This window comes from Pseudomonas sp. LPB4.O (assembly GCF_038383825.1).
GTDB lineage: Bacteria > Pseudomonadota > Gammaproteobacteria > Pseudomonadales > Pseudomonadaceae > Aquipseudomonas > Aquipseudomonas putida.
On sequence record NZ_CP151298.1, the window covers coordinates 601,681 to 626,946 of the forward strand.

20 protein-coding genes are annotated in these 25,266 nt (G+C 62.8%); 7 read left to right on the forward strand and 13 right to left on the reverse strand.

Going from position 1 to position 25,266, the window contains the following annotated elements; all coding sequences use genetic code 11:
• The first annotated feature begins 176 nt into the window (after window positions 1-176).
• Window positions 177-2,354, forward strand: coding sequence for a TonB-dependent siderophore receptor (locus MRBLPB4O_RS02710; RefSeq protein ID WP_341797447.1), 2,178 nt, complete (start codon window positions 177-179; stop codon window positions 2,352-2,354).
• Window positions 2,355-2,622: 268 nt separating this feature from the next.
• On the forward strand, window positions 2,623-3,843 hold the full coding sequence (locus MRBLPB4O_RS02715) for a glycosyltransferase family 4 protein (protein ID WP_341797448.1): 1,221 nt from the start codon (window positions 2,623-2,625) through the stop codon (window positions 3,841-3,843).
• Window positions 3,844-3,858: 15 nt separating this feature from the next.
• On the opposite strand, the gene MRBLPB4O_RS02720 is transcribed toward MRBLPB4O_RS02715, so the two are convergent.
• Window positions 3,859-4,815, reverse strand: coding sequence for a FecR domain-containing protein (locus MRBLPB4O_RS02720; RefSeq protein WP_341797449.1), 957 nt, complete (start codon window positions 4,813-4,815; stop codon window positions 3,859-3,861).
• Window positions 4,808-5,347: a sigma-70 family RNA polymerase sigma factor gene (locus MRBLPB4O_RS02725; RefSeq protein ID WP_341797450.1), complete on the reverse strand. Its 540-nt coding sequence runs from the start codon at window positions 5,345-5,347 to the stop codon at window positions 4,808-4,810. Before MRBLPB4O_RS02725 ends, MRBLPB4O_RS02720 begins: the two co-directional genes overlap by 8 nt.
• Window positions 5,348-5,536: 189 nt before the next feature.
• Between MRBLPB4O_RS02725 and MRBLPB4O_RS02730 the strand changes: the two genes are divergently transcribed.
• Window positions 5,537-8,476: a TonB-dependent receptor gene (locus MRBLPB4O_RS02730; RefSeq protein WP_341797451.1), complete on the forward strand. Its 2,940-nt coding sequence runs from the start codon at window positions 5,537-5,539 to the stop codon at window positions 8,474-8,476.
• A 288-nt stretch (window positions 8,477-8,764) separates the two neighbouring features.
• On the opposite strand, the gene MRBLPB4O_RS02735 is transcribed toward MRBLPB4O_RS02730, so the two are convergent.
• The 9 genes from MRBLPB4O_RS02735 to MRBLPB4O_RS02775 all read right to left on the reverse strand — a co-directional run bounded on the left by MRBLPB4O_RS02735 (window position 8,765) and on the right by MRBLPB4O_RS02775 (window position 18,051).
• On the reverse strand, window positions 8,765-9,466 hold the full coding sequence (locus MRBLPB4O_RS02735; RefSeq protein ID WP_341797452.1) for a S24 family peptidase: 702 nt from the start codon (window positions 9,464-9,466) through the stop codon (window positions 8,765-8,767).
• 185 nt (window positions 9,467-9,651) lie between these two features.
• Complete coding sequence (ppa, locus tag MRBLPB4O_RS02740) at window positions 9,652-10,179, reverse strand: inorganic diphosphatase (RefSeq protein ID WP_016497835.1); 528 nt, start codon at window positions 10,177-10,179, stop codon at window positions 9,652-9,654.
• Window positions 10,180-10,272: 93 nt separating this feature from the next.
• Window positions 10,273-11,088: a M90 family metallopeptidase gene (locus MRBLPB4O_RS02745; protein WP_341797453.1), complete on the reverse strand. Its 816-nt coding sequence runs from the start codon at window positions 11,086-11,088 to the stop codon at window positions 10,273-10,275.
• 20 nt (window positions 11,089-11,108) lie between these two features.
• Complete coding sequence (locus MRBLPB4O_RS02750; protein ID WP_341797454.1) at window positions 11,109-11,756, reverse strand: DedA family protein; 648 nt, start codon at window positions 11,754-11,756, stop codon at window positions 11,109-11,111.
• Window positions 11,757-12,020: 264 nt separating this feature from the next.
• Window positions 12,021-12,479, reverse strand: a complete 459-nt coding sequence (locus MRBLPB4O_RS02755; protein ID WP_341797455.1) for a GNAT family N-acetyltransferase — start codon at window positions 12,477-12,479, stop codon at window positions 12,021-12,023.
• 108 nt (window positions 12,480-12,587) lie between these two features.
• Window positions 12,588-13,406, reverse strand: coding sequence for an ethanolamine ammonia-lyase subunit EutC (gene eutC, locus MRBLPB4O_RS02760; RefSeq protein ID WP_341797456.1), 819 nt, complete (start codon window positions 13,404-13,406; stop codon window positions 12,588-12,590).
• An 8-nt stretch (window positions 13,407-13,414) separates the two neighbouring features.
• Window positions 13,415-14,809 (reverse strand): ethanolamine ammonia-lyase subunit EutB, encoded by a 1,395-nt coding sequence (locus tag MRBLPB4O_RS02765; RefSeq protein ID WP_341797457.1) that lies wholly within the window; start codon window positions 14,807-14,809, stop codon window positions 13,415-13,417.
• A 46-nt stretch (window positions 14,810-14,855) separates the two neighbouring features.
• A complete protein-coding gene (eat, locus tag MRBLPB4O_RS02770) occupies window positions 14,856-16,304 on the reverse strand; it encodes an ethanolamine permease (protein ID WP_049277561.1) in 1,449 nt (482 codons plus the stop codon).
• 226 nt (window positions 16,305-16,530) lie between these two features.
• Window positions 16,531-18,051: an aldehyde dehydrogenase family protein gene (locus tag MRBLPB4O_RS02775; protein WP_341797458.1), complete on the reverse strand. Its 1,521-nt coding sequence runs from the start codon at window positions 18,049-18,051 to the stop codon at window positions 16,531-16,533.
• Window positions 18,052-18,306: 255 nt separating this feature from the next.
• Here MRBLPB4O_RS02775 and MRBLPB4O_RS02780 point away from each other — a divergent pair, with 255 nt between their 5' ends.
• From MRBLPB4O_RS02780 to MRBLPB4O_RS02795, 4 genes are all read left to right on the forward strand, one after another.
• Window positions 18,307-20,373 carry a sigma-54-dependent Fis family transcriptional regulator gene (locus MRBLPB4O_RS02780; RefSeq protein WP_341797459.1) on the forward strand — a complete coding sequence of 689 codons (2,067 nt, stop codon included), beginning with the start codon at window positions 18,307-18,309 and terminating at the stop codon, window positions 20,371-20,373.
• Window positions 20,374-20,439: 66 nt separating this feature from the next.
• Window positions 20,440-21,789, forward strand: coding sequence for a UDP-N-acetylmuramate:L-alanyl-gamma-D-glutamyl-meso-diaminopimelate ligase (mpl, locus tag MRBLPB4O_RS02785; RefSeq protein ID WP_234229288.1), 1,350 nt, complete (start codon window positions 20,440-20,442; stop codon window positions 21,787-21,789).
• A complete protein-coding gene (gene ubiX, locus MRBLPB4O_RS02790) occupies window positions 21,786-22,415 on the forward strand; it encodes a flavin prenyltransferase UbiX (RefSeq protein ID WP_019472370.1) in 630 nt (209 codons plus the stop codon). Before mpl ends, ubiX begins: the two co-directional genes overlap by 4 nt.
• The gene (locus MRBLPB4O_RS02795; RefSeq protein ID WP_049277555.1) at window positions 22,412-22,699 is read left to right on the forward strand and encodes a YceK/YidQ family lipoprotein; all 288 of its coding nucleotides are present in this window, start codon (window positions 22,412-22,414) and stop codon (window positions 22,697-22,699) included. Before ubiX ends, MRBLPB4O_RS02795 begins: the two co-directional genes overlap by 4 nt.
• 107 nt (window positions 22,700-22,806) lie before the next feature.
• Here the strand turns inward: MRBLPB4O_RS02795 and MRBLPB4O_RS02800 are convergent, their stop codons facing one another.
• Window positions 22,807-23,451, reverse strand: coding sequence for an oxidoreductase (locus tag MRBLPB4O_RS02800; RefSeq protein ID WP_341797460.1), 645 nt, complete (start codon window positions 23,449-23,451; stop codon window positions 22,807-22,809).
• 27 nt (window positions 23,452-23,478) lie between these two features.
• Window positions 23,479-25,212, reverse strand: a complete 1,734-nt coding sequence (locus MRBLPB4O_RS02805) for a C13 family peptidase (RefSeq protein WP_341797461.1) — start codon at window positions 25,210-25,212, stop codon at window positions 23,479-23,481.
• Window positions 25,213-25,266 lie beyond the last annotated feature (54 nt).

Consider the following 25,266-nt stretch of genomic DNA (forward strand, 5'->3'; position numbering starts at 1 on the left):
GCCTTGAATGAGAACCTGTATCAGTTACGAATCATCCCATTGCCAGCAAGGGAGGGCAACGCTTGGGTGTGTTAAGAAGGTTAATCCTGCTGCGCCCCCGTTTTCCCTCCGGTATCGTTCGCAAAAAGCAACTTGTTTCGTTTGCGAATTACTATCATTTGGGCGAAGGGTGTGTCATGAACGGTTTCAAAGGTGTGGGGAGCTCGCGACGGGCTCGGGGCTGGCTGGTGCTGGGGTTGCTGGCCCCGTTTTCGGTGTCGGCACTGGCCGAAACGGTAGCGACCCAGGCGGCAGCCGAGGACACTGCGCTCGACCTGCCGGCATTGACCATCGAAGGCAACCGGCTGTACGACATGCTGCCCTCGGAAGCCACCGGTGGCTACAGCGTCGATGCCGCGACCGTGGGCACCAAGACGCCAGCAGCGCTGAAGGACATCCCCCAGTCGATCACCGTATACACCCAGGACTACGTCAAAGACCGCCAGTTCGTACACCTGGATGACCTGGCCAAGTACACCGCCGGCCTGCGCACCTTGACCAACGACAGCGGCCGGTCGTCGATCTACGCCCGTGGCTATGAGTACAGCGAGTTCAACATTGACGGCCTGCCGGCACCGATGGCCAGCATCTTTGGTACCGTGCCGTCGCTGGCGGCGTTCGACCGTGTCGAAATCATGCGCGGCCCGGCCGGGCTGTTCAGCAGCACCAGTGAACTGGGTGGCATCGTCAACATGGTGCGCAAGCGCCCGACTGCCGAGTTCCAGGGCCACGTCGAAGGCAGCTATGGCACCTGGGACACCAACCACGAAGAAATCGACCTGAGCGGGCCGCTGGATGACGCCGGGCGCGTGCGCGGGCGTTTCATCGCGTCCCGTGACGACACCAATGGCGAGGTCGACTACAACGCCAACACCAGCAACAGCTACTACGGCGCGCTGGATGTCGACCTGGACGACGCCACCACGCTGTCGTTCGGCCTGATGCACGAAGTGAAGAACATCACACCGCACAATGGTTACCCGGCAACGCTGTCCGGCGAAGTGCCCGATTTCAGCCATTCGCGTTTCCTGGGGGCTGACTGGAACTCCTTCGATGGCAAGACCACCGATCTGGTCGCCGAGCTGACCCACCGCTTCGACAACGGCGGCTATGGCCGTATCGCGGCGCGCGGTTCGCACCGCGACACCAATTACCTGTATGCCTTCACCGCGACCAATGCCACCACCGGTGCCAACTCCGAGCGCGCCAGCGCCCGCGACTTCACCCAGGACACCTACTCGCTGGACGCTAGCTACAGCCAGCCGTTCGAAACCCTCGGCCAGGTCAGCGAATTTGTGGTCGGCACCGACTACAAGAACTACGACACCGAGTACCTCAACGGCACCACCAACCTGGGCCCCATCAACGTCAACACCTACTCGCCGAAGCAGTTCGCCAAACCGTCGCCCAACTACAGTACCGAGACCGGCATGCAGGAAGAGGAATACGGCTTGTATTCCAAGGTCACCTTCCGCCCCATCGAGCGCCTGGCGCTGATCGCTGGCGGCCGCTTCAGCTGGTATCGCGGTGATTTCTACACCACTACCCTGAGCAGCGGCGCTACCACCAACGACAGCAAGCGTGTCGATGGCCACTTCACCCCGTATGGCGGCCTGGTCTACGACCTGACCGAGAACCATGCGCTGTACGCCAGCTACTCGCAGGTGTTCAAGCCGCAGTCCGACACCGACAGCAACGGCCGGGTGCTGAAGCCGCGTGAAGGCGAGCAGTACGAATTCGGGCTCAAGAGCAGCTACTTTGGCGGCGACCTGAATACCCGTTTCTCGGTATTCCGCCTGACCGACAAGAACCGCGCCACCACCGAGTATGACGAGGATGGTGTAGACACCAATTTCTCGATTGCCTCCGGCAAGACCCGCGTCAAAGGCGCGGAAGTGGAAGTGAGCGGCAAGCTGACGCCAAACTGGGAGTTGCTGGCCGGCTACACCTGGATGGAAACCGAAACCCTCAAGGGGGACGCCGAAACCACCTTCTTCATCATGCCGCGCAACCAGGCTTCGCTGTGGAGCAAGTACACCATCAGCCAAGGCCCGCTCACCGGCCTGGCCATTGGTGGCGGGGTAACGGCGATGAGCAGCTTCTATTCCGAGAATGGTGGCGTGCGTATCGATGCACCGGGCTATGCCACGGTCGACGCCATGCTGTCGTACCCGGTTACCTCGAAGCTGACGGCCACTTTCAACGTCAACAACCTGTTCGACCGGGACTACTTGTCGCGGGTGGGGTCGACGTCGACGTTCAACTTCTACGGGCCGTCGCGCAGCATGATGGTTGGGGCGCGTTACGATTTCTGATCGGCTTGTTTGGGCACGCGTGCGGTCCCTGTGGGCGCGGCCTTATGTCGCGCCTACAAGGGGGCAGCACACGAGGAGAAATTGTTGCTACATCGCGTGTGCAATCTGTGAAGCCGCACTAGAGTGAACCCATGCGGAGCGCTTGCTGCGTATGAAGAAGGTCTGCAAGGACGCTGGAACGTTGTTGAGATGGACGGCTGGTATTGAGGAGTAGGCCCCATGTAGACAATTCAACCGTTAGTGTCCTTGGCATCCCTGTGAGGGGAATATGATTGAAGACCCATACATGCTGTTCACCCGAATTCCTGTTGTCGTAGACGAGCAAGGTGGCTTGTTTACAGACCCCTTGTGGGTCAAAGATATAGAGCTTCATCTCACCTACATAGAAAACTTCGGCATGTGCTGCCCTGTCGAGAGAGGCGGCAACGTCGACGGGCTGCAAAGCATTAGCCATCTGGATGTTAAATGGCTTTATGGGTTGCGCAAAGACTATGGGCTTTCGTCAGTATTAAAGAACTTTTTTCCGAATTTCATAACCGTCATCAATGCCTGCAAGCATGCGCGGATCGTTCATTCTGACGGGGCCGGTTGGGCATTCCCCTTGTCCTTTTACCTATTGCCGCTCAAGCTTTTGTTCCGCTTCCAATGGGTGATTGTCATAGAGTCTTCATTCTGGATGTTGGCTCAGGGGCAGCCGCGAAGCCTCAGAGCAATCATCGAACACCATATGCACACCCTTTTGTTGAAGCGCTGCCTGAAGCTGGCGAATGCCAGGATCTTTACTCAGTCTTTCTACAAGGAGTATTTTCTTGGGCGTAATAGCAGCCGCACGCTGATCAACCCTGCCAGCTGGCTGGATAAAAAATACATCGCGGCACCGGACGCCGTCAGGAAAAGATTCGAAGCCAAGGGCAACCGTAAAGTCAAACTGCTTTACCCATCACGCCTTGTCCTGGATAAAGGTGTTCTGCTAGTCCTTGAAGCCATTGAACAACTGGAAGTCGAAAACATTGAAATCACCGTCACCCTCATGGGTGAGGGTGATTTCAAAGAGCACTGCCTACGCTTTGCAGCTGAAGACCATGGCGGCATCGAAGTGCGGTTCCAGAACGCAGTTGATTATGGCAACGACTTTTTCGACATCATTGCCCAGCATGACTGGTTGTTGGTGCCGACCTTGAAGCAGGAACAGCCCCGCATCATTTTTGACGCGTTCAGCCAAGGCGTTCCCGTCATCGGTTCTGATACATCCGGGGTGCTGGACATAACCAGCAAGCACAACGCGCTGACGTTCGAAACCGGGAACCCGTCCAGCCTGGCAGAGCGTATCCGTCATGCTGCCCGGCATCCCGAGCTGGCGTTGGAAATGGGGCTTGCGGGGTTGGAGTATGCGACCGGGAAAACACACTTGCAGATGCACCAGGTGCGCGAGGAATTCCTGAAGAGCAGTTTGACACCCTCTGCCAGCCCGCGCGCCCGAAAAGACTGACGATGGGCTGCCCGATCACCGACTGATAACCAGGCGCCCACTACCTTGGCGAACCTGCAGCCCATAGGTCTGGGCCAGCATGGCCAACGCCAGCGGCAGATCATCGACCGGGAAGGTGCCAGACACCCGCAGTTCGCTCAACGCGGGGTCGTACTCCAGGCGCTGGTCGGCGTAGCGCATCAATGCCTGCGCCCACTGGTGCAATGGCATGTCATCGGCCACCAGCAAGCCGCGTTGCCAAGCAAGGCTGGTTTCACCCACCTCACCGACAAGGCCCAGACGCTCCCGGGTGAATCGAACCTGCTGCCCGGCGCGGATGATGTTCTCGCCTGCCGCCACGCTGGTGCTTTCGGGGCGTACCTGCACGGCGCCTTCGTACACCTCGAGCAAGGTTTCATCGGCCAGCTGGCGCACGCTGAACCGCGTGCCCAGTGCAAGCAACTGCCCATGTACGGTCTGCACCATCAGCGGCCGTGGGTCGGCAGCGGTCACGATGTACACCTCGCCACGGCGCAGATGCAGCAGCCGTTGCGCGCTATCGAAAAGCAGCTGCAGGGCACTGTCGGTATTCAGGATGATCTGCGTGCCATCGGCCAGCCGCGCGTGTGTGCGCTCGCCGACAGCCGTATGGTAATCACTGGCAAAACGCCCGGCCTGCGAGCGCCAGCCCCACCAGCCAAGCGGTGCGGCACCCATCAGCAGAACCAGCCCGCGCAGTACCGCGCGCCTGCCCGGGGGGCGTTGCAGGGTGTGCCTGGCCAGCGTTGGCGGCAGGCTGCCCAGGCGTGAAAGCAGGCGCTGCGCCCTTTTCCATGCACGTTCGTGCTCATCACTGGCAAGCCGCCAGCGCTCCAGTTCGAGCTGCTGGGCAGGCAGCAGCGGCCCTTCCTGCATCAGCATCAGCCACGAGGCTGCCTGGGCAAGCACATGCTGCGCGATGGCATCGTCGGGCGTTGCAGTACCGTTAGTCATCGGGCATCTGCGTCAGGCAGGTCAGGTAGCCGTCGTGGATGTACTTCTTCACCGTCGGCAGCGCTATGTTCAAGGCCACGGCGATGTCCTTGTGCTTCATGCCGTCCAGGGTCGCCATCAGGAATGCCTGCCTTGTACGCGGTCGCAGCTTGTGCAGAACTGCGTCGATCTCATGCAGGGTCTCGAGGATCACACATTGCAGCTCAGGCGAAGGATACTCGGGCTCTGGCAGCAACAGCAGCGCTTCGAGCCACGCCTGCTCCAGCGACTGCCGGCGCCGCCAGCTCACCAGCACGCAGTTCGCGATGCGCGTCAAGTAGGCGCGGGGTTGACGAATCGGCTCGACCCGCGCGCACTCGCGGCTGGCCAGCACACGCAGGAACGTATCCTGGGCCAGATCGTCGGCCACCCCGCGCCCCCATGACCTCAGCCGGTAGGCAAGCCAGTTACGCAGCCAGGCGTGGTTCTCGATGTACAGCGTTTCGATACTGCACGGCTCGGTACTGTTCGGCGGGGAGAAGGGTGCATTCATCGTCGATTGAATTGATACATGGGCTGTCGCAAATGCAAACCATTATCACTAGAATTGCTCAAGTCACAAGGCCAGTTCGGTAAATTCGGACGCTTCCTATCCATTCATATCCTTTTTTCGATCTCGTGCGACAGAGGAGGTAACAGCCCGCTGCCAGTGGTGGGCGCGAACCCCACGAGCGAGAAAAGCATGCTCCCAGTACGTTGTCCTTCACCTGTTCCGCGCCCTCGGCCTTGCCTGTCGCCCATCAACTTTGTGCTGCGTTGCACGCTGACCAGTTGCTGCGCTTCAGGCCTGCTGCACAGCAGCGCGGTTTTGGCCCAGGATGCCCACAAGGCTGCGCTCACGGCTACCCGCCTGGACGACGCCACGCTGCGTGACTACAACATTGCCCAAGGCCCGTTGGGGGTAGCCCTCGGCAGCTTCAGCAGCCAGGCCGGGCTGTTGCTGTCGTACGAGCCTGACCTGATCCGCGGGCGAACGGCGCCCGCCTTGAAAGGGCGGTATACGGTCAGCGAGGGCATGCAGCGGTTGCTCGCCAATACCGGTTTGCGGCTGGTGCCAAGTGCTACCGGCACCTACGTGTTGTTGGCGCAGGGCACCGCTGCCCGTGCTGCAGCAGAGTTGTCGCCGACGATGGTCGAGGCCGCCGCACAGGGCCCAGAGGTGGAAACCTACAGAGCGCCACGTTCGTCAGTGCACCTGACCAGCGAGCAGATCGACCGCTTCGGCCGGGTGTCTGCGGGCGACCTGCTCAGCGGTGTCCCAGGCGTGCAGGTTGGTGACACCCGCAATGGCGGTGCCCTGGACGTCAACATCCGCGGCATCCAGGGCCAGAGCCGGGTGGCGGTCAAGGTCGATGGTTCTGAGCAGGCCCTGGATGTGTATCGAGGTTATGGCGGTACCCAGCAGCGCAGCTATATCGATCCCGACCTGATCAGCAGTCTGACCGTGAACAAAGGGCCGTCGACCAAGTCCGGGGCGATAGGCGGCACGGTGGAGATGCAGACGATCGGTGTGCAGGACATTCTGGTGGACGGCAACCAGGTCGGCGTGCGGCTCAAGGGCGATTTCTGGGACAACGGCGTAGCCCCCGCTCACCGCAGCGCCAGCTCCAGGGATGAAAGCCTGACCGCGCCGCCACGCGACAGCCGGGGCAGCCTGTTTGGCTCCGAGGCTGAGTCTGGCAGCGCTGCCTTAGCCTTCACCACAGAGCGGCTGGACGTAGTGGCGGCGTATGCCCACCGTAACCAGGGCAACTACTTTTCCGGCAAGAAAGGCCAGGACCGCTACCGCATCCATGACGAAGACGGCCGGGAGCAGCCAAGCGTGGCAATGACCTACAACGCCGGCGAAGAAGTGCTCAACTCTTCATCGAAAACCGACTCGTACCTGCTGAAGGCAACCTGGCGGATAGCCGACGACCATACGCTGGACCTGGGCTATCGCCGCTACGACGGTCGCACTGCCGAGATCATGCCTTCCGACATCTATCGTTTCGGCACTGCGGGTATCTACCAGTACCCCTTGGGCGAGGTGAAGATCGACACCTACACGGCGCGCTACCACTACCTGCCTGCCGGTAACCCCTGGGTCGACCTGACCAGCAACCTGTGGATGACAGACGCCAAAACCAGCACCTTGAGCTCGGCCTGGACGGCGCCTGCTTCGCAGTTGTTTCGTTCTGACCGCAGCTGGACCCGCCAGGACAACCGCCGTATTGGTGGCGACCTGAATAACGTCTCCCGGTTCGAGACGACCCATGGCGACTTCAAGCTCGACCTGGGCGGCGCTTTCCAGCTCGAAGACCTGCAACCGCAGAAAAGTGTGCTTATCACCCAGCATGACATCGATGCCAACCGCACCCTGCGCGATGCCTCCAGGCAGGAGTTCAGCTTCAACGGCAAGCTCGAGTACCAGCCGATCGAGCAACTGACCCTGTGGGGCGGTGGCCGTTACAGCCACTTCCACACCAGGGACAACACCGTGCTGGCCACCGCCAGGCGTCAGGACCGCGAGGTACGATACGTCTCGGCGAGTGGCCCGAAAGGCTGGGGCAGCATGACCTGGTTCCCCGACCAGAACGGCCAGTACACCGATGCCACCGACCCCAGGCTGAACAACGGCATCGTCTTCGGCAACAGCAACGAGCCGTTCAATGGCGTGCGTTTCAACGACTTCGGCGCGACCAGCGTGGAGGTCGGCACCGAAGGCATCAGCAGCGTAGTCACAGGCTACGACCATAGCCCGCAGGGCAGCAGCAGTGGCGGCGGCTTCTCGCCGGCATTCGGCATCAACGTCGAGCTGATGCCCGACACGTTCTTCTATGTCACCTACACCCAGGGCCTGCGCCTGCCGTCTTTGTTCGAGACCAGCCAGGGTACCCAGCAAGTCTCCCCCGGTAAAAGCCTGAAGCCCGAACGCTCGCAGAGCTGGGAGATCGGCGTCAGCGCGCTGCGCGACAACCTGTTTACCGAGCACGATTCGGCCGCGGTCAAGCTTGCCTACTTCGACAACGTGATAAAGAACTACATCACCCGGTACTACGACCCAAGCCCGGGGCTTTGGGGCCTGATGACCTTCAGCAACACCGACAGCTTCAGCACCCGCGGCCTTGAGCTGCAATCACACTACGATGCCGGCCGTGTGTTTGCCGACCTCTCGGCCACCTACTACCTCAAGACCGAGACCTGCGACGCGGACTTCGCCGGCAAACTCCGCGCCACCGCCAACCCGTACCAGAAGACCGAGAACACACCCAACTGTACGCCGGGCAGTTTCATGGGTTCTTACACCAACACCCAGAACCCGCCACGGTTTTCAGCCAACCTGACTGGCGGCGTGCGCTTCCTCGACGAGGCATTGACCGTGGGTGGGCGGGTGACCTACACCTCCGGGCCGACCAATACCCTCGACAAGCCCTGGCAGTCCGGTGCTACCACGCCGCAGATCGAATACCGCTCGGTTGCGCTGTTCGATCTGTTCCTGAAATACAAGTTGCTCGAGAACACCGAGGTGAATGCCTCGCTGCAGAACCTGACCGATCGCTACTATCTGGACCCGCTGGCGCAAAGCTTCATGCCGGCGCCGGGGCGCACGCTGCGGGTGGGGGTAGTGACGCGGTTCTGAAGGCCGCAGAGGGCGTTGGCGCAGAGGGTTTCGCCAGTGCCCCGACATTTTTGCGGGCATTAAAAAGCCGGCTTGTGGCCGGCTTCTCGGGGACGCTTCCGACTAATTTATGGTAAGCCGCAATCGCCTTAACTGTGTGGCCATCAAGGGCCTGAAAGAGATGGCAGATGCCCGTGTGGGATATCGCCGAGCCCTCTGGACCGCGGCTCGCGCCGGTCGGGGCTTAATGTGCGGCGTAGCATACAAGGGCACGCGCAGGATGCCCAGCAAAAAATGGCACAGGTTGTTTCAGCCGGGCCGCTGCTGGCGGAAATGCGACCAGTGGAATACCCAACCGATAATCTCCAGGCCCTGCGCCTGGCGCTGGGCGCAGGTGTAGCGTTCGACGGCGTAATTGCGCCGGTCATGGCTGTGCAGGTACAGCGTGCCCTGCGGGCCGAGGCTGAGGTTGTTTACCCTGAGCACGCCATTGTGCAGCAGGGCATAGGTTTCGCCCTCTATTACCTGGGTCATGCCCAAGTCCACGGCCAGGATGGCCTCCAGCGGAATGAGCGGAACCATGTTGCTGGCGGGCATGGCCAGGCAGATGGCGTGATGGGCGTGCACACCCAACCCTTTCAGCGCTTTTGCCGGCAGGCGCAGGTGTTTGCTGGCCACCGGCGCAAGCAGGCCGTTTCGCAGTTCGTAAAAAGGCACCCTCAGCTCCCGGGCACGGTGTGCCGACAGTGGGCTGGGCGAGTTGGCCGGTGCCTGGCGTGGCGGGTGGTTGCGCTGGATCGGGTTTGGGTGTTTGGGCCCTTCGCCCGTGCGTAGCCAGCGCCGATGCACACAGAACAGGTCGGCCATTTCGTCCAGGCGGGCCAGGGGTACGCCGCGGTTGAACCAGTTGTTGACGTGCTGCGGTGTGACGCTGCGCTGAGCGGCGAAATCAGAAGCGGACAGGCCACATTCGTGGAGAAGGGCTTTGAGACGGTCGCCGGAAGTGTTCATGGGGGCGAGTGTAGCGACGGGGTACCCGCAAGGAAATGAACCGCTTGTTGACGGAGTTTGTACGAAAAGTGCCTGCTTGTAGGGCGTTGGTGTAGGACTGCGTAGGACTTTTTACCGAATGAAGGTGCTGTCGCCCCTTCGGGCAAAAAAAAACCCGCCGAAGCGGGTTTTTTTTACAACCGGTATCAGCCTTTGTAGGCAGCAACCGATTTGGTGATCGCAGCACGGGCGGCGTCAGCGCCATCCCAGCCTTCGATCTTGACCCACTTGCCCTTCTCGAGATCTTTGTAGTTGGCAAAGAAGTGCTCGATCTGCTGGATCAGCAGGGCTGGCAGGTCGGTGTATTCCTTCACGTCGACGTACAGCTGCGACAGCTTGTCGTGAGGAACAGCGATGACCTTGGCATCACCGCCGCCGTCGTCGGTCATGTTCAGGATGCCAACCGGACGGGCGCGGATAACCGAGCCTGGCGCTACCGGGTAAGGGGTAACCACCAGCACGTCCAGCGGATCACCGTCGTCAGCCAGGGTGTTCGGGATGAAGCCGTAGTTGGCTGGGTAGAACATCGGGGTAGCCATGAAACGGTCGACGAACAGGGTGTCGCTGTCCTTGTCGATCTCGTATTTGATCGGCGCGTGGTTGGCCGGGATTTCGATGGCGACGTAGATGTCGTTCGGCAGGTCTTTGCCCGCCGGAATCTTGCTGTAGCTCATTGGGCAGTGCCCCCGTGTTTGACCAAAAAAGTGGCGGCGATTATAGGCACATTCTGCCGGGGCATGCCACGCCTGGCCGGATGTGCGGCCCCGTCAGGCGTGGCTTTCGCGGTACTCGGGGTGTTCGGCCTGCAGCCGAAGCAGCCGCGCCAGCGGGTCTTGCCGGTAGAACTGCGACAACTGGTGGTAGACCTGTGGATAAGCCTGATACAGCAGGTCGGGGGCACTAAAGAAGTATTCGCTGGTGACAGCAAAGAACTCCGCCGGGTTTTCCGCGGCATACGGGTCGATGGCGGTTTCGGCGTCGGGGTTGTTGTCCAGCTGGCGGTTGAGGTCGTCGTAGGCCTGCTGCATGGCCGTTGCCCACTCATCCACCGGCATGCCGCTGTGCAGCGGCGGCAGGCCGTTGGCATCGCCGTTGAGCATGTCGAGCTTGTGCGCCAGCTCATGGATGACCAGGTTGTAGGCCTCCCAGCCACCGCTGGCCAGCACGCCGTTCCAGGCCAGGATGATCGGCCCCTGTTGCCAGGCCTCGCCGCTGTGCTCGCCGTCCCACACGTGCTCCACGCCACTGGCATCGCGGTGGCGCTGGGGGCTCTTGAAATCGTCGGGGTACAGGATGATTTCGTGGAAGCCCTGGTACCAGTTCAGCTCGCCGAGGTGCAGCAGCGGCAACTGCGCCTGGGCGGCCAGCAACAGGCGCTGCTCGTCGTCGGGTTCGACACCTGGCAGGCAGGTGAGGTGCTTGTCGAGCAGGAAAAGGATGCAGGCTTCGCGCAGCCAGTGATCTTCGTCGTCGCTGATGCCGTCCAGCATGGGCAAGCGCTCGCGCACGGCCTGCCACTGCTTTGGCTCGATGGGGTAGCGCGCCAGTGCGCGCTTGCGCCGCCAGGCGCTGAACGACCACATGCCTGCTGTTCTCTAAGTGTTCAGTGAGCCTTGGCCGCACGGCCCAGGCGGCCGCGCAACAGGCCGAGGATCATCGGTACCAGCGACAGGATGATGATGCCCACCACCATCAGCGACAGGTGCTGCTTGATGAATGGCACGTTGCCGAAGAAGTAGCCCAGGGTGACCAGGCCGCCGACCCACAGGATTGAACCGGCAACGCTGAAGCCCAGGAAACGTGGGTAATGCATGTGGGCGATGCCGGCGACGAACGGTGCGAAGGTGCGCAGGATGGGCAGGAAGCGCGCCAGCGTCACGGTCTTGCCGCCATGGCGTTCATAGAACTCATGGGTGCGCTGCAGGTAGTCGCGGCGGAATATTTTCGAGTCGGGATTGTTGAACAACCGCTCGCCGGCTGTTCGGCCGATCACGTAGTTGGTGCTGTCGCCCAGGATTGCGGCAGCCATCAACAGGCCAGCCAGCAGCACCGGATCCATACCGCCACCCGCCGCTACGGCGCCGGCGATGAACAGCAGCGAGTCGCCCGGCAGGAAGGGCATTACCACCAGCCCGGTTTCGCAGAAGATCACGGTGAAAAGGATGGCGTAGATCCAGGGACCGTAATTGGTGACCAGCAGATCGAGGTAGGCATCGAGATGCAGGATAAGGTCCAACGGGTTGAAATCCATGTACAGCACCTGTGTTCTTGGGCGTAGGCTGGGTTACCTGGGGATGGGTAAATTTTCACGCATGACAGGTGGGGCATTATACGGCGAAGTGAGGATCATGCCCGGGGAGTTTGTAGCGGGGGGTTACGATAGGGACTGTTTTGTGTCAGCACCGAGCTCATGGAGCAGCCTTGCGCTGCGAAGAGGCCAGTGATGCCTCAGGCAATCTCGGCCCTTTCGCAGCGCAAGGCTGCTCCTACAAATGCGGTGAACCGTTTTGACAGATCAATCCTGGCTGATGGGCAGGATGTAGCTCTTGAACTCGGTATCTTCACGAAACCCGATGGATTCGTAGGTCCTGTGCGCGACCTCATTGTTCGCGCTGGTCGACACCCGCATGCGCACGGCGTTGGTTTCCTTGGCCATTTTCTTCGCTTCACGCATCAGATGGTCGGCCACCAGCATGCGTCGCGAATCTTCGGCCACGTAGATGTCGTTGAGAATCCACACGCGCTTGAGCGACAGCGACGAGTAGCTTGGGTAGAGCTGGCAAAAGCCCATCAACTTGCTGTCGTCATCATCGGGAAGTGCCAGGTAGATCACTGATTCATCCCGCTTCAGGCGCTTTTCCAGGAAGCTGCGCGAGCTGTCGGGGTAGGGGAGCTGCCCGTAGAACTCACGGTACTTGACGAACAATGGCGTGAGCAGGTCGAGGTGTTCCAGGGTTGCCTTGATGATGCGCATGTGCGGCCCTCAGAGTCCATTTAGGGAAACAGCGGAATGCCAGCGGCTTTCAAGGGCATGCTGCCCAATGCGCGTCACAAGTGCAATCCGCCTTCCGTGACATGTTGTTTACTCTTTGCCGAGCAGGAAGTTGCCTTTCTGGTTACCAGTGTGCTCACTTTCCAGGCTATGGACCTCGGCTTCATCCTTGAGATTCACTCCGGAAAGCTGCCGACGGCAGGCTTCGCGCATCAGGTACAACAGGCGGTGCGCCGCCATGCCATAGCTCAACCCCTCCAGGCGGATGTTGGAGATGCAGTTGCGGTAGGCATCGGTCAGGCCGACTTTTGGCCCGTAGGTGAAATACAGGCCAAGGCTGTCGGGGGAACTCAGCCCCGGGCGCTCGCCGATCAGCATCACGGTCATCCGTGCGCCCAGCAGTTCACCAACCTCGTCAGCCACTGCCACGCGGCCCTGCTGCACCAGCACAACCGGGGCGCTGGTCCAGCCGTCAGCGGCGGCCTGTTCCTCGAAACGGGCCAGGAACGGCAATGCGTGGCGGTGCACGGCCAGCGCCGACAGGCCATCGGCGACCACAATGGCCAGGTCGACGCCACCGGGGTTGGCCTGGGCATGCTGGCGCAGGGTGGCAATCGACTCTTCGTCCAGGCGCCGGCCCAGGTCCGGGCGCTGCAGGTACTGGTGGCGGTCACTGGCAGCACTGTGCAGCACCAGGCTTTCGCGCCCGCGGTCACCCAGCTGGGTAGTCAGGCCGGCATGGTCGAAGGCCAGGTGCACGGCATCGCGGGCCTGGGCATGGGCGAACTGGAAGTCCAGCTGCGCCCCGGTCGGCAGGCTGGTGCCGGCACGGCCCAGGGCGATGCGCGCCGGGGTCAGGTTGCGCAGGGCCAGCCAAGGGTTGTCGGGGGTAGGCGTGCGATGGTCCATGGTCATCCCTATGCAAGCTGTGCCAAGGCCTGGCGGAAGGCCGCTGGCAGGTTGTCACCAAAGCGCACCCGGCCATCGGCCTGGGTGAAGATGCCGGTGCGGGCCAGCCATGCCTCGAATTCCGGCCCGGGCTTCAGGCCCAGAGTCTGGCGCGCGTACAGCGCGTCGTGGAACGAGGTGGTCTGGTAGTTGAGCATGATGTCGTCGGAGCCGGGGATGCCCATGATGAAGTTGATCCCGGCCACCCCCAGCAGGGTCAGCAGGGTGTCCATGTCGTCCTGGTCGGCTTCGGCGTGGTTGGTGTAGCAGATGTCGCAGCCCATCGGCACGCCCAGCAGCTTGCCGCAGAAGTGGTCTTCCAGGCCCGCGCGGATGATCTGCTTGCCGTTGTACAAGTACTCCGGGCCGATGAAACCGACCACGGTGTTGACCAGAAACGGCTTGAAGTGGCGGGCCACGGCATAGGCGCGGGTCTCGCAGGTTTGCTGGTCGACGCCATGGTGGGCGTTGGCCGACAGAGCGCTGCCCTGGCCGGTTTCGAAATACATCAGGTTTTGCCCGAGGGTGCCGCGTTTCAGCGACAGGCCCGCTTCGTAACCCTCCTGCAACACGTTCAGGTTGATGCCAAACCCGGCGTTGGCCGCCTCGGTGCCGGCAATGGACTGGAACACCAGGTCCAGCGGCACGCCACGGTTGATCGCCTCGATCGAGGTGGTGACATGGGTCAGCACGCAGGCCTGGGTGGGGATGTCGTAGCGCTGGATGATGGCGTCGAGCATTTCCAGCAGGGCACAGATCGAGGCGATGCTGTCGGTGGCCGGGTTGATGCCGATCATCGCGTCGCCGTTGCCGTACAGCAGGCCGTCAAGAATGCTGGCGGCGATACCGGCCGGCTCGTCGGTCGGGTGGTTGGGCTGCAAGCGCGTAGACAAGCGCCCGCGCAAGCCCATGGTGCCGCGGAACCGGGTGACCACGCGAATCTTCTGCGCCACCAGCACCAGGTCCTGCACGCGCATGATCTTCGACACGGCCGCAGCCATTTCCGGCGTCAGCCCTGGCGCCAGGGCGCGCAGGCTGTTTTCATTGGCCTCTTCGCTCAGCAGCCAGTCGCGCAAGCCGCCCACGGTCAGGTGGCTGACCGGGGCGAAGGCCTGGGCATCGTGGGTGTCGATGATCAGCCGGGTGACTTCATCGGCTTCGTATGGGATCAGGGCTTCATTGAGGAAATGGGTCAGCGGGATATTGGCCAGCGCCATCTGCGCAGCGACACGCTCGCCGTCATTGCTGGCCGCGACGCCTGCCAGGAAGTCCCCCGAGCGGGCCGGGCTGGCCTTGGCCATCACGTCCTTGAGGCTGTCGAAGCGGTAGACCAGGTGGCCTACCGTGTGTACGAAACTTGCCATACAGAATCTCCAGAGCCGCGGGTTGCCCCGCGGCGGGTGGCGGCAATCAGTGCAAGGCCTCTTCGGCCTGCTGGATGGCGGCGAATTCCTCTTCCGGCGTGCCCGCGACCAGGTGGTGGCGGCTGTAGAAAGCAAAGTAGGCAATTAGTACCGCATAGATCACTGCGGCGCCAATTACCACCCGTGGGTCGACCAGGAAGCCGGCAACCACGGCGATGCACGCCAGCACCAGCGCCACACCTGAAGTGAAGATGCCACCGGGGGTGCGGTACGGGCGCTCCATCTTCGGCCGGCGGATGCGCAGGGTGATGTGCGCGGCCATCATCAGCACATAGGACAGCGTAGCGCCGAACACCGCCACCAGGATCAGCAAGTCGCCCTGGCCGGTCAGCGACAGGGCAAAGCCGATGATGCCGGGGATGATCAGGGCCAGTACCGGGGCCTTGCTTTTGTTGGTCTCCGACAGTTTGCGCGGCAGGTAGCCGGCACGGGACAGGGCAAAGATCTGCCGGGAATAGGCATAGATGATCGAGAAGAAGCTGGCGATCAGCCCGGCCAGGCCGACCAGGTTGACGAAGCCGCCCATCCAGGTGCTGCCGCCGTAGGCCTTGGACAGCGCTTCAACCAGCGGGTTGCCGGATGCCTTCAGCGCTTCGGAGCCTGCACCGCCGGGGCCGACCACCAGGATCAGCAGGGCGAAGGCCAGCAGTACCAGCATGGCGCCGATCAGGCCGCGTGGCAGGTCACGCTTGGGGTTCTTGGTTTCTTCGGCGGCCAGCGGCACGCCTTCGACGGCAAGGAAGAACCAGATGGCGTAAGGGATGGCCGCCCACACGCCGACATAGCCGAACGGCAGGAAGCTGCTGGCGCCTACTGCGTCCGTTTTGGCGATGTCGAACAGGTTGGCCGCATCAAAATGGGGCACCATGCTCACCAGGAACACCGCCAGGGCGATGGCGGCGACGGCGGTGATGATGAACATCAGTTTCAACGCTTCACCCACGCCGAAGATGTGGATGCCGATGAACACGATATAGAACGCCAGGTAGATCACCCAGCCGCCGATGCCGAACAATGACTCGCAATAGGCGCCGATGAACACGGCGATGGCCGCGGGCGCAATGGCGTATTCGATGAGGATTGCCGTGCCGGTCAGGAAGCCGCCCCATGGGCCGAAGGCACTGCGGGCAAAACCGTAGCCGCCGCCTGCGGTGGGGATCATCGACGACAGTTCGGCCAGCGAGAAGCACATGCACAGGTACATGGTGGCCATCAGCAAGGTGGCGAGGAACATGCCGCCCCAGCCGCCCTGGGCCAGGCCGAAGTTCCAGCCGGCATAGTCGCCGGAGATGACATAGGCCACGCCCAGGCCGACCAGCAGTACCCAGCCGGCGGCGCCTTTTTTCAGTTCACGTTGCTGGAAATAGTCCGACCCGACTTTTTCGAAGTCGACGGAAGAGCCTGCCGGCGAGCCGGCGGAATGATCGCTTGGCATAGATTCACCTGTTGTTTTTCTTGGTGGCCGGAAGGGTTCGGGCCGATGGTGATGTGTACTGCAGGAAGCGAGCCAGAGCGGTTGGTGCACGGTTGCCGCTCTGGGTTTTGTGTAGATCAGGTCCGGCCTCTTCGCGGGCTTGCCCGCTCCCACAGGTATTGCATCGGTTCTGGAAGCAACGATGAACCTGTGGGAGCGGGCGAGCCCGCGAAGGCCGCGACGCGGTTTAGAAGAAGCCCAACGGGTTGATGTCGTAGCTCACCAGCAGGTTCTTGGTCTGCTGATAGTGGTCCAGCATCATCTTGTGGGTCTCACGGCCGACGCCGGACTTCTTGTACCCGCCAAACGCCGCATGCGCCGGGTACAGGTGGTAGCAGTTGGTCCACACACGCCCGGCCTTGATCCCGCGGCCCATGCGGTAGGCACGGTTGATGTCACGGGTCCACACGCCGGCACCCAGGCCGAACTCGGTGTCGTTGGCAATCGCCAGTGCTTCGGCTTCGTCCTTGAAGGTGGTGACGCTGACCACCGGGCCAAAGATTTCTTCCTGGAACACGCGCATCTTGTTGTTGCCCTTGAGCAGGGTCGGCTGGATGTAGTAACCGGTGGCCAGCGAGCCTTCCAGCTTCTCGACCTTGCCGCCGGTCAGCAACTCGGCGCCTTCTTCCTGGGCGATCTGCAGGTACGAGAGAATCTTCTCGAACTGCTGCTGCGAAGCCTGGGCGCCGACCATGGTGTCGGTGTCCAGCGGGTCGCCGCGCTTGATCTGCAGCACCTTCTTCATCACCACTTCCATGAACTGCGGGTAGATCGACTCCTGTACCAGGGCACGCGACGGGCAGGTGCACACCTCGCCCTGGTTGAAGAACGCCAGCACCATGCCCTCGGCAGCCTTCTCGATGAAGCTTGGCTCGGCCTGCATGATGTCTTCGAAGTACACGTTCGGCGACTTGCCGCCCAGCTCGACGGTGGACGGGATGATGTTTTCGGCCGCGCATTTCATGATGTGCGAGCCCACCGGGGTAGACCCGGTGAAGGCGATCTTGGCGATACGCTTGCTGGTGGCCAGGGCTTCACCGGCTTCGCGGCCGTAGCCTTGCACCACGTTGAGTACGCCAGGTGGCAGCAGGTCGCCGATCACTTCCAGCAGCACGGTGATGCCCAGTGGCGTCTGCTCGGCAGGCTTGAGCACCACGCAGTTACCGGCGGCCAGCGCAGGCGCCAGCTTCCAGGCCGCCATCAGGATCGGGAAGTTCCACGGAATGATCTGCCCGACGACGCCCAGCGGCTCGTGGATGTGATAAGCCACGGTGCCTTCGTTGATCTCGGCAGCGCCGCCTTCCTGGGCGCGGATGCAGCCGGCGAAGTAGCGGAAGTGATCGACGGCCAGCGGAATGTCGGCGTTGAGGGTTTCGCGGACAGGTTTGCCGTTGTCCCAGGTTTCGGTAATGGCCAGCAGCTCAAGGTTCTGCTCGATGCGGTCGGCAATCTTCAACAGCACGTTGGAGCGGTCCTGCACTGAAGTGCGGCCCCAGGCGTCGGCAGCGGCGTGGGCAGCGTCGAGCGCTTTATCGATGTCTTCGGCAGTGGAGCGGGGGAATTCGGCAATCAGTTTGCCATTCACCGGGGACGTATTCTCGAAGTACTGCCCCTGGACCGGAGCTACGAACTCGCCACCGATGTAGTTGCCGTAGCGGTTCTTGAAGGAAACCTTCGCGCCGTCGGTACCGGGATGTGCGTAACGCATGGTGTGTCTCCTGGCTGTTATGTTTGTTGAGGAGTTGAGAAGCGTAGAGCAAAGGTTGGGCCAGCGTTGGGCACCCCAGGCAAATCAATGATTTGGGTCAGTTGCCCGGCCCCGGTGAGCGGCCGTTGTGCCAGCGCCGGTACACGCGGGGGTGACACTTTGTGCCATTTGCGACACGTCACGGCAGGCTGCATTGCAAAGCCTTCCCGGGTGGAGGATGCTGATGTGACTCTCTATCTGCAGAGAACTACAACAATGCAGAGCAATCATTTCAGTCGCCATGCCCAGCAAGTCCATACCGTTGCCCATGGTGGCGCCGGGGAGGGCGGCAGTGACCCGTCCATCGCCCGCTCCTGGCTGCGTTGCCTGGAGGACTACCACCTCGACCCTGCTGTGATCGCGGCCCCGGTGGTGCTTGAGCACGGGCGCCTGCTGGAAAGCCGCGAGCGCCTGCGCCAGGTGCTGCAAATTGCCGACCCTGAAATGAACAGCCTGCACCAGCAGCTTTCCGGGGCCGGCCACGCGGTACTGCTGACCGACGCCCGCGGGGTAATCCTCAACTGCGTCAGCGCGCCCACCGAGCGGCGCAGCTTCGAGCGTGCCGGGCTGTGGCTGGGCGCCGACTGGAGCGAAGCGCGCGAGGGCACGAACGGCATCGGCACCTGCCTGGTCGAGCGCCAGGCCCTGACCATCCACCAGAACGAGCACTTTCGTGGCCGCCATACCGGCCTGACCTGCTCGGCCAGCCCGGTGTTCGACCCCCATGGCGAACTGCTGGCGGTGCTTGATGTGTCGTCGGCCCGGCCCGATGTTTCGCGCCAGAGCCAGTTCCACACCATGGCGTTGGTCAACCTCTCGGCGAAGATGATCGAAAGCTGCTATTTCCTGCGCCATTTCGAGCAGCAGTGGCTGCTGCGTTTCCACCTGCAGGCCGAGTCGGTCGGCCTGTTCAGCGAAGGGCTGCTGGCCTTCGACGGTGACGGGCGCATCTGCGCGGCCAACCAGAGCGCGCTGAACCTGCTGGGTACCGTGCGCGGTGGCGTGCTGGGCAAACCCGTGCAGCGCTTCTTTGCCTGCAGCCACGACGAGTTGTTCAACCGCGCCATGCCCGCAGGCAGTACGGTCTGGCCGCTACGCACGGTGGACGGCCGCCAGGTGTTCGCCAGCCTGCGCGGCAAGGCACGTACGCCGGTGTGGTCTGTGCCCACCGCCTACCGCCAGCCCGTGCGCGAGGTGGAACCGGCCATCTGCCTGCTCGACCCGGCGTTGCACAACGATTTTCGCCGCTGCGTGCGGGTGTTCGAGCGTGACGTGCCGTTGTTGCTGCGCGGCGAAACCGGTTGTGGCAAGGAGGCGTTCGCCCAGGCCGTGCACCAGGCCAGCGAGCGGCGCGGCAAGCCGTTTGTCGCCATCAACTGCGCCTCGATCCCGGAGAGCCTGATTGAAAGCGAGCTGTTCGGTTACCGCGGTGGCAGCTTTACCGGCGCACGCAAGGAAGGCATGCGCGGCAAGCTGTTGCAGGCTGACGGCGGGACCTTGCTACTGGACGAGATCGGCGACATGCCGCTGGCCCTGCAAACCCGCCTGCTGCGGGTGCTGGAAGAGCGCCAGGTGGTGCCGATCGGGGGTGAACCGCAAGCGGTTGACGTGCGCATTGTCAGCGCTACCCACCGCCACCTGCTGGAACGGGTGGAGCAGGGCAGTTTCCGCGAGGACCTGTATTACCGCCTCAATGGCCTGGAGGTGGCGTTGCCGTCGGTGCGCGATCGCAGTGACAAGGCGCAGTTGCTGGACTTCCTGCTGCGTCAGGAGGCGCAGGGGCATCGGGTCGAGCTGGAGCCCAGTGCGCGCCAGGCGCTGCTGGACTTCACCTGGCCGGGGAACGTGCGGCAGATGCGCAATGTGCTGCGTACATTGGTAGCGCTTTGCGAAGATGCCCGAATCATGTTCTCGGATCTCCCCGCCGTCGTCCGCGAGGGCTTTGCCCTCGATCGCCGGCAAGCCAGCTCCCACCCCGACCACACTGGCTTCAAGCCATTTGTAAATCCAGGGGCCGGCTTGCCTGCGACAAGGCCAGAACCGGCGCTAGAACGCAGTTGCACCTACAGGGTAAACAGGGCTTTCGAAGCTGACGCTGCACCTGTGGGAGCTGGCTTGCCGGCGATAGGGCCGGCAGCGTTGAAAGAGGCCGAGCGCCATGCGCTGCTGGCGACCCTGGAGGCAAAACACTGGCATCTGACCCGCGTCGCCGAGCTCCTGGGCATCAGCCGCAATACCTTGTATCGAAAACTGCGCAAACACGGCATCACCAGGGCCGACTGAGCGAAACAGCGGGTGCGATTTGTCGCGCCCTGGGCTACCCTGCCTCGATGTTTTGCGAGGTCGACCATGCATATTCACATTCTCGGTATTTGCGGCACTTTCATGGGTTCGCTGGCGGTGCTGGCCAAGGAACTTGGCCATCGCGTCACCGGCTCGGACGCCAACGTCTATCCCCCGATGAGCACCCAGCTCGAAGCCCAGGGCATCGAGTTGACCCAAGGCTATGACCCAGCCCAGCTGGACCCGGCGCCAGACCTGGTGGTCATCGGCAATGCCATGTCGCGTGGCAACCCGGCCGTGGAGTACGTGCTGAACAAGGGCCTGCCTTATGTGTCCGGCCCGCAATGGCTGGCGGACCACGTGCTGCAAGGCCGCTGGGTACTGGCCGTTGCCGGCACTCATGGCAAGACCACCACCAGCAGCATGCTGGCCTGGGTGCTGGAACATGCCGGCATGAGCCCGGGCTTCCTGATTGGTGGTGTGCCGCAGAACTTCTCGGTGTCGGCGCGCCTGGGCGACACGCCGTTCTTCGTGGTCGAAGCCGATGAATACGACAGCGCCTTCTTCGACAAGCGCTCGAAGTTTGTCCACTACCACCCACGTACCGCGATCCTCAACAACCTTGAGTTCGATCATGCGGACATCTTCCCGGACCTGGCCTCGATCGAGCGGCAGTTCCACCACCTGGTGCGCACCATCCCGGGCGAAGGCCTGGTCATTCACCCCACCACCGAGCAAGCGCTGGAGCGGGTCATCGGCATGGGCTGCTGGACCCCGGTACAGACGACCGGTGAAGGTGGCCAGTGGCAGGCGCGCCTGCTCAGCCCCGACGGCTCGCGTTTCGAAGTGCTGTTCGAGGGTGAGGCGCAGGGTGTGGTGGACTGGGCAATGACTGGCCAGCACAACGTCGCCAACGCCTTGGCTACCTTGGCAGCGGCCCGCCATGTTGGCGTGGTGCCGGCCATGGGTATCGAAGGCCTGAGCGCCTTCAAGAGCGTCAAGCGGCGCATGGAAAAGGTTGCCGAAGTACAGGGCGTGACCATCTACGATGACTTCGCCCACCACCCGACCGCCATCGCCACCACCCTCGACGGCCTGCGCAAGCGCGTTGGCGAGGCGCCGGTGATTGCCGTGATCGAACCACGCTCCAACTCGATGAAGCTCGGCGCCCACCGTGACGGTTTGCCGGAAAGCGTCAACGACGCCGATCAGGTGATCTGGTACGCCCCGGCCAACCTCGGCTGGGACCTGGCCGCCACTGCGGCGAAGTGCAAGGTACCGAGCGTGGTGGCCGACAGCCTCGACGCGATCATCGAGCGGGTCAAAGGTCAGGCACGCCCGGGCACCCACGTGGTGATCATGAGCAACGGCGGCTTCGGTGGCCTGCACGGCAAGCTGGCCGAGGCCCTGAAGTGAGCGGGCCGGAACGCATCACCCTGGCCATGACGGGCGCCTCGGGCGCCCAGTATGGCCTGCGCCTGCTCGATTGCCTGGTGCGCGAGGACCGTGAGGTGCATTTCCTGATCTCCAAGGCAGCGCAACTGGTCATGGCCACCGAGACCGACGTGGTGCTGCCGGCCAAGCCCCAGGCGATGCAGGCATTCCTTACCGAATACACCGGCGCCGCCGATGGGCAGATCCGTGTGTACGGCAAGGAAGACTGGATGTCGCCGGTTGCCTCCGGCTCCGGCGCCCCGGCGGCGATGGTAGTGGTGCCCTGTTCCACCGGCACCCTGTCGGCGATTGCCACGGGGGCTTGCAACAACCTGATCGAACGCGCTGCCGACGTTACCCTCAAGGAGCGGCGCCAGCTGATCCTGGTGCCGCGCGAAGCGCCGTTTTCCACCATCCACCTGGAGAACATGCTCAAGCTGTCGCAAATGGGTGCGGTGATCCTGCCGGCGGCGCCCGGCTTCTATCACCAGCCGCAGACCATCGACGACCTGGTCGACTTTGTCGTTGCGCGCATTCTCAACCTGCTGGCCATTCCCCAAGACATGTTGCCGCGTTGGGGCGAGCACCACTTCGGGGTGGATGATTGAAGCGAGCGCTGTTGGGGGTGGCGGCGCTGGTGATGCTGGGTGGCTGCGCCACGGTGCGCACGCTGGATGCTGCAAAACCTGGGGCGCCGGTGGTGTATGCCGGTACCCGGCTGGATTTGTACGTGATCAATGGCGGGTGCTGCCCGCGCGATCATTACGGGGCTGATGCACCGGCGTATCCACGCCTGGACCTGCCTGGCAGCATGCTTCTGGATACCCTGTTGTTGCCGTTGTCATTGCTGACTGCGGCCGGTGTCGGCTTCCAGGCCACCGGCGGCCTGTGATGGCCATTTCGCGGGCTAGCCCGCTCCCACAGGATTGCGTGGTCCTCAGTTGATCACAGTACCTGTGGGAGCGGGCGTGCCCGCGAAGAGGCCCTTTCAGGAAAAGCTTATATCTTGCCCAACCTGCGAAGCTCATCCGACTCCACAATCCGCACCCCGTCTTCTTCCTCCAGCGCCAACCGCCACAAGGCCCGGGCCAAGGTACACGCCTCGATCCCCCGGTACTTGCCAGGTATCAACCTCGAAAACGGCGAAACCAGTTGTTCTGCCAGCCGTGGCTCGATCCGCTCGCCCAGCAGCAATGACGGCCGCACGATGGTCAGTTGCGGCCAGTCCTGGGCCTTGAGCGCCTCTTCCATTTCGCCCTTGACCCGGTTGTAGAAAATCGACGATTTCGGGTCGGCACCCAGCGCACTGACCACCAGCAGATGCCGCGCGCCCATCTCCCGGGCACGCTTGCTGAACGCCACTACCATGTCCAGGTCCACTGCGCGGAAGGCCGATTCGGAGCCGGCCTGTTTCAGCGTGGTGCCCAGGCAGCAGTAAGCGATATCGACCCGCCCGGCCAGCTGTGGAAGGAATACCGCCGGGTCGCCCACCGGGTTTTCCAGGTGCGGGTGCTCGGCCAGCGGCCGGCGGGTAGGCGCCAGTACGCGGGTGATGGTGGGTTCGTTGAGCAGGCGGTCCAGCAGGTGTTCACCGGTGAGGCCGGTAGCACCGGCAAGCAGGACATGCTGAGGCGTCAAATACATGATGTCTCTCCCTTGTTACACACAAGTCTAGTGGCTGCCAGGTGTTTTTGCCTGTGCCCCCACGTTGGCCTGTGCGGCGTTACGCAATGCTTCTTCGGCCTGTTGCCGGCGCAGGTGCTGCCAGTGTTCCAGTACTGCTGGCGGTGCCCACAGCTGCGGCTCCGAGGCCTCGAAGCCTTCCCTTTGTTCTCTTTCGGCAACGCTGGAGCGTGCCAGTTCAAACGCCTGTTTCAGGTCGTCGGTCTGGTTCAGTGCTTCTGCGAACAACGCATCGCCAAAGTAGGTGAAGTCGGCTTCTTCCGAGCACCCGAAGGATACGCGGTCGGCCCGGGCGGCGGTCATGATCACCGTGCGATCGTCCTTGAGCGGGGCGATGTAGCCCCCTGAATAGCAAGCCGAGATGACGATTACCTTGTCGCGGTCCTTCAATGGCGCCAGGGCAGTGGCCAGTTCGTCGGCAGAAAGGTCGGCCAGTTGCAGGCGCGGCTGGTCGAGCACCAACTGATGGTCCTGGCTGCCATGGCTTGTGAGATAGATGAACACCAGGTCTTCGGGGCCGCTGCGTTCGGCCAGGGTACTGGCGGCGCGGGTGAGGTTCTCGCGGGTGGCCATGGGGCGGGTGGCCATGTGGTCACGGTGGTTGACCAGGGTCACCTGGCCGCGGGCGCCAAAGCGCACCTTGAGCATGTTGCTGACGTAGTCGGCTTCGCGCAGGAACACGCTTTGCTGGCCATCGCCGGCCACCACCAGGCTGTACAGCTGGATGGGCGGCGTTGAGCGCGGTACCCGGGCCAGCGCCTCTTCCAGCAGCCGGCCCTGGTTGAGCAGGGCCAGGTCCAGTGGGTCAGGTAGCAGCTTGCCTTTCTGGTCGCGTACGCGCACACCGTTGGCCCAGGTGCCACCTTCGACCTGGCCGCTTGGCAAGGTCAGCTGCCCATGGCCATGGTAGGCATCGTTCAGGAAGCCGCCGACGTAGGTGCTGCCGTCGGCCAGTTGCAGGCTGCCCCGGCCCGACAGGCGCCAGTCGACGAATTCGCCCTTGTAGTGGCTGCCGTCACTGCCCAGCAGTTCGCCTTCACCCATCAGCGCGCCGTCCTTGAATTCGCCGATCCATACATCGCCATCGGCGTTTTCGTAGCGGCCCCGGCCTTCCAGGCGATTGTCCTTGAACTCACCGATGTACTGCTCGCCGTCGACGCTGTCGTACGTGCCGCTGCCTTGCAGCTGGCCGTTGACGAAGCGGCCACTGAACTGGTTGCCGCTGGCATCGCTGCGCACCCCGGCGCCGTTGGGCTTGCCCTTGGCGAACAGGCCCTGGTAGCGGCTGCCGTCGGCCAGTTCCAGCTCGCCTGCGCCATCGTACAGGTCGTCCTTGAACTGGCCGCGGTAGGTCTGGTCGGCTTGCTTGAGCGTGCCTTCGCCGTCGCGGCGGCCGTGCTTGAAGGTGCCGCCATAGTGGCTGCCCGGCGTGGTCAGGTCGCCCAGCCCCTGGAACAGCCCCTCGGCGAACTGGCCACGGTACACCTCGCCGTTCTGGCCATGCCATTCGCCCTGGCCATGCCACTGGCCGTCCTTGAAGCCGCCGGCGTACCAGCTGCCGTTGGGGTAGTCGATACGGCCCTCGCCCTGCAGCAGGCCATCAACCACCTGCCCCCGGTAACGCCCCCCGTCCGGCAGGCGTGCGTCCGGCGCAAGCAGCGATTCGCCATCGCCACAGGCGGCGAGCAGCAGGACCAGGGTAATGGGGAGCAGTGGACGCATGGCGAGGACCGGGCAATAGGTCTGCCGAGTATGACGCAGAATAAGGGGCCGAGA

Bases quoted from the DNA above. Each gene is read 5' to 3' on its own strand.
- MRBLPB4O_RS02800 (WP_341797460.1), bottom strand. From the start codon at position 23,451: ATGTATTTGACGCCTCAGCATGTCCTGCTTGCCGGTGCTACCGGCCTC.
- mpl (WP_234229288.1), top strand. From the start codon at position 20,440: ATGCATATTCACATTCTCGGTATTTGCGGCACTTTCATGGGTTCGCTG.
- MRBLPB4O_RS02730 (WP_341797451.1), top strand. From the start codon at position 5,537: ATGCTCCCAGTACGTTGTCCTTCACCTGTTCCGCGCCCTCGGCCTTGC.
- MRBLPB4O_RS02755 (WP_341797455.1), bottom strand. From the start codon at position 12,479: ATGCGCATCATCAAGGCAACCCTGGAACACCTCGACCTGCTCACGCCA.
- MRBLPB4O_RS02715 (WP_341797448.1), top strand. From the start codon at position 2,623: ATGATTGAAGACCCATACATGCTGTTCACCCGAATTCCTGTTGTCGTA.
- MRBLPB4O_RS02735 (WP_341797452.1), bottom strand. From the start codon at position 9,466: ATGAACACTTCCGGCGACCGTCTCAAAGCCCTTCTCCACGAATGTGGC.
- eutC (WP_341797456.1), bottom strand. From the start codon at position 13,406: ATGGACCATCGCACGCCTACCCCCGACAACCCTTGGCTGGCCCTGCGC.
- MRBLPB4O_RS02720 (WP_341797449.1), bottom strand. From the start codon at position 4,815: ATGACTAACGGTACTGCAACGCCCGACGATGCCATCGCGCAGCATGTG.
- MRBLPB4O_RS02805 (WP_341797461.1), bottom strand. From the start codon at position 25,212: ATGCGTCCACTGCTCCCCATTACCCTGGTCCTGCTGCTCGCCGCCTGT.
- MRBLPB4O_RS02750 (WP_341797454.1), bottom strand. From the start codon at position 11,756: ATGGATTTCAACCCGTTGGACCTTATCCTGCATCTCGATGCCTACCTC.
- MRBLPB4O_RS02765 (WP_341797457.1), bottom strand. From the start codon at position 14,809: ATGGCAAGTTTCGTACACACGGTAGGCCACCTGGTCTACCGCTTCGAC.
- MRBLPB4O_RS02780 (WP_341797459.1), top strand. From the start codon at position 18,307: ATGCAGAGCAATCATTTCAGTCGCCATGCCCAGCAAGTCCATACCGTT.
- MRBLPB4O_RS02710 (WP_341797447.1), top strand. From the start codon at position 177: ATGAACGGTTTCAAAGGTGTGGGGAGCTCGCGACGGGCTCGGGGCTGG.
- eat (WP_049277561.1), bottom strand. From the start codon at position 16,304: ATGCCAAGCGATCATTCCGCCGGCTCGCCGGCAGGCTCTTCCGTCGAC.
- MRBLPB4O_RS02775 (WP_341797458.1), bottom strand. From the start codon at position 18,051: ATGCGTTACGCACATCCCGGTACCGACGGCGCGAAGGTTTCCTTCAAG.
- MRBLPB4O_RS02745 (WP_341797453.1), bottom strand. From the start codon at position 11,088: ATGTGGTCGTTCAGCGCCTGGCGGCGCAAGCGCGCACTGGCGCGCTAC.
- ppa (WP_016497835.1), bottom strand. From the start codon at position 10,179: ATGAGCTACAGCAAGATTCCGGCGGGCAAAGACCTGCCGAACGACATC.
- MRBLPB4O_RS02725 (WP_341797450.1), bottom strand. From the start codon at position 5,347: ATGAATGCACCCTTCTCCCCGCCGAACAGTACCGAGCCGTGCAGTATC.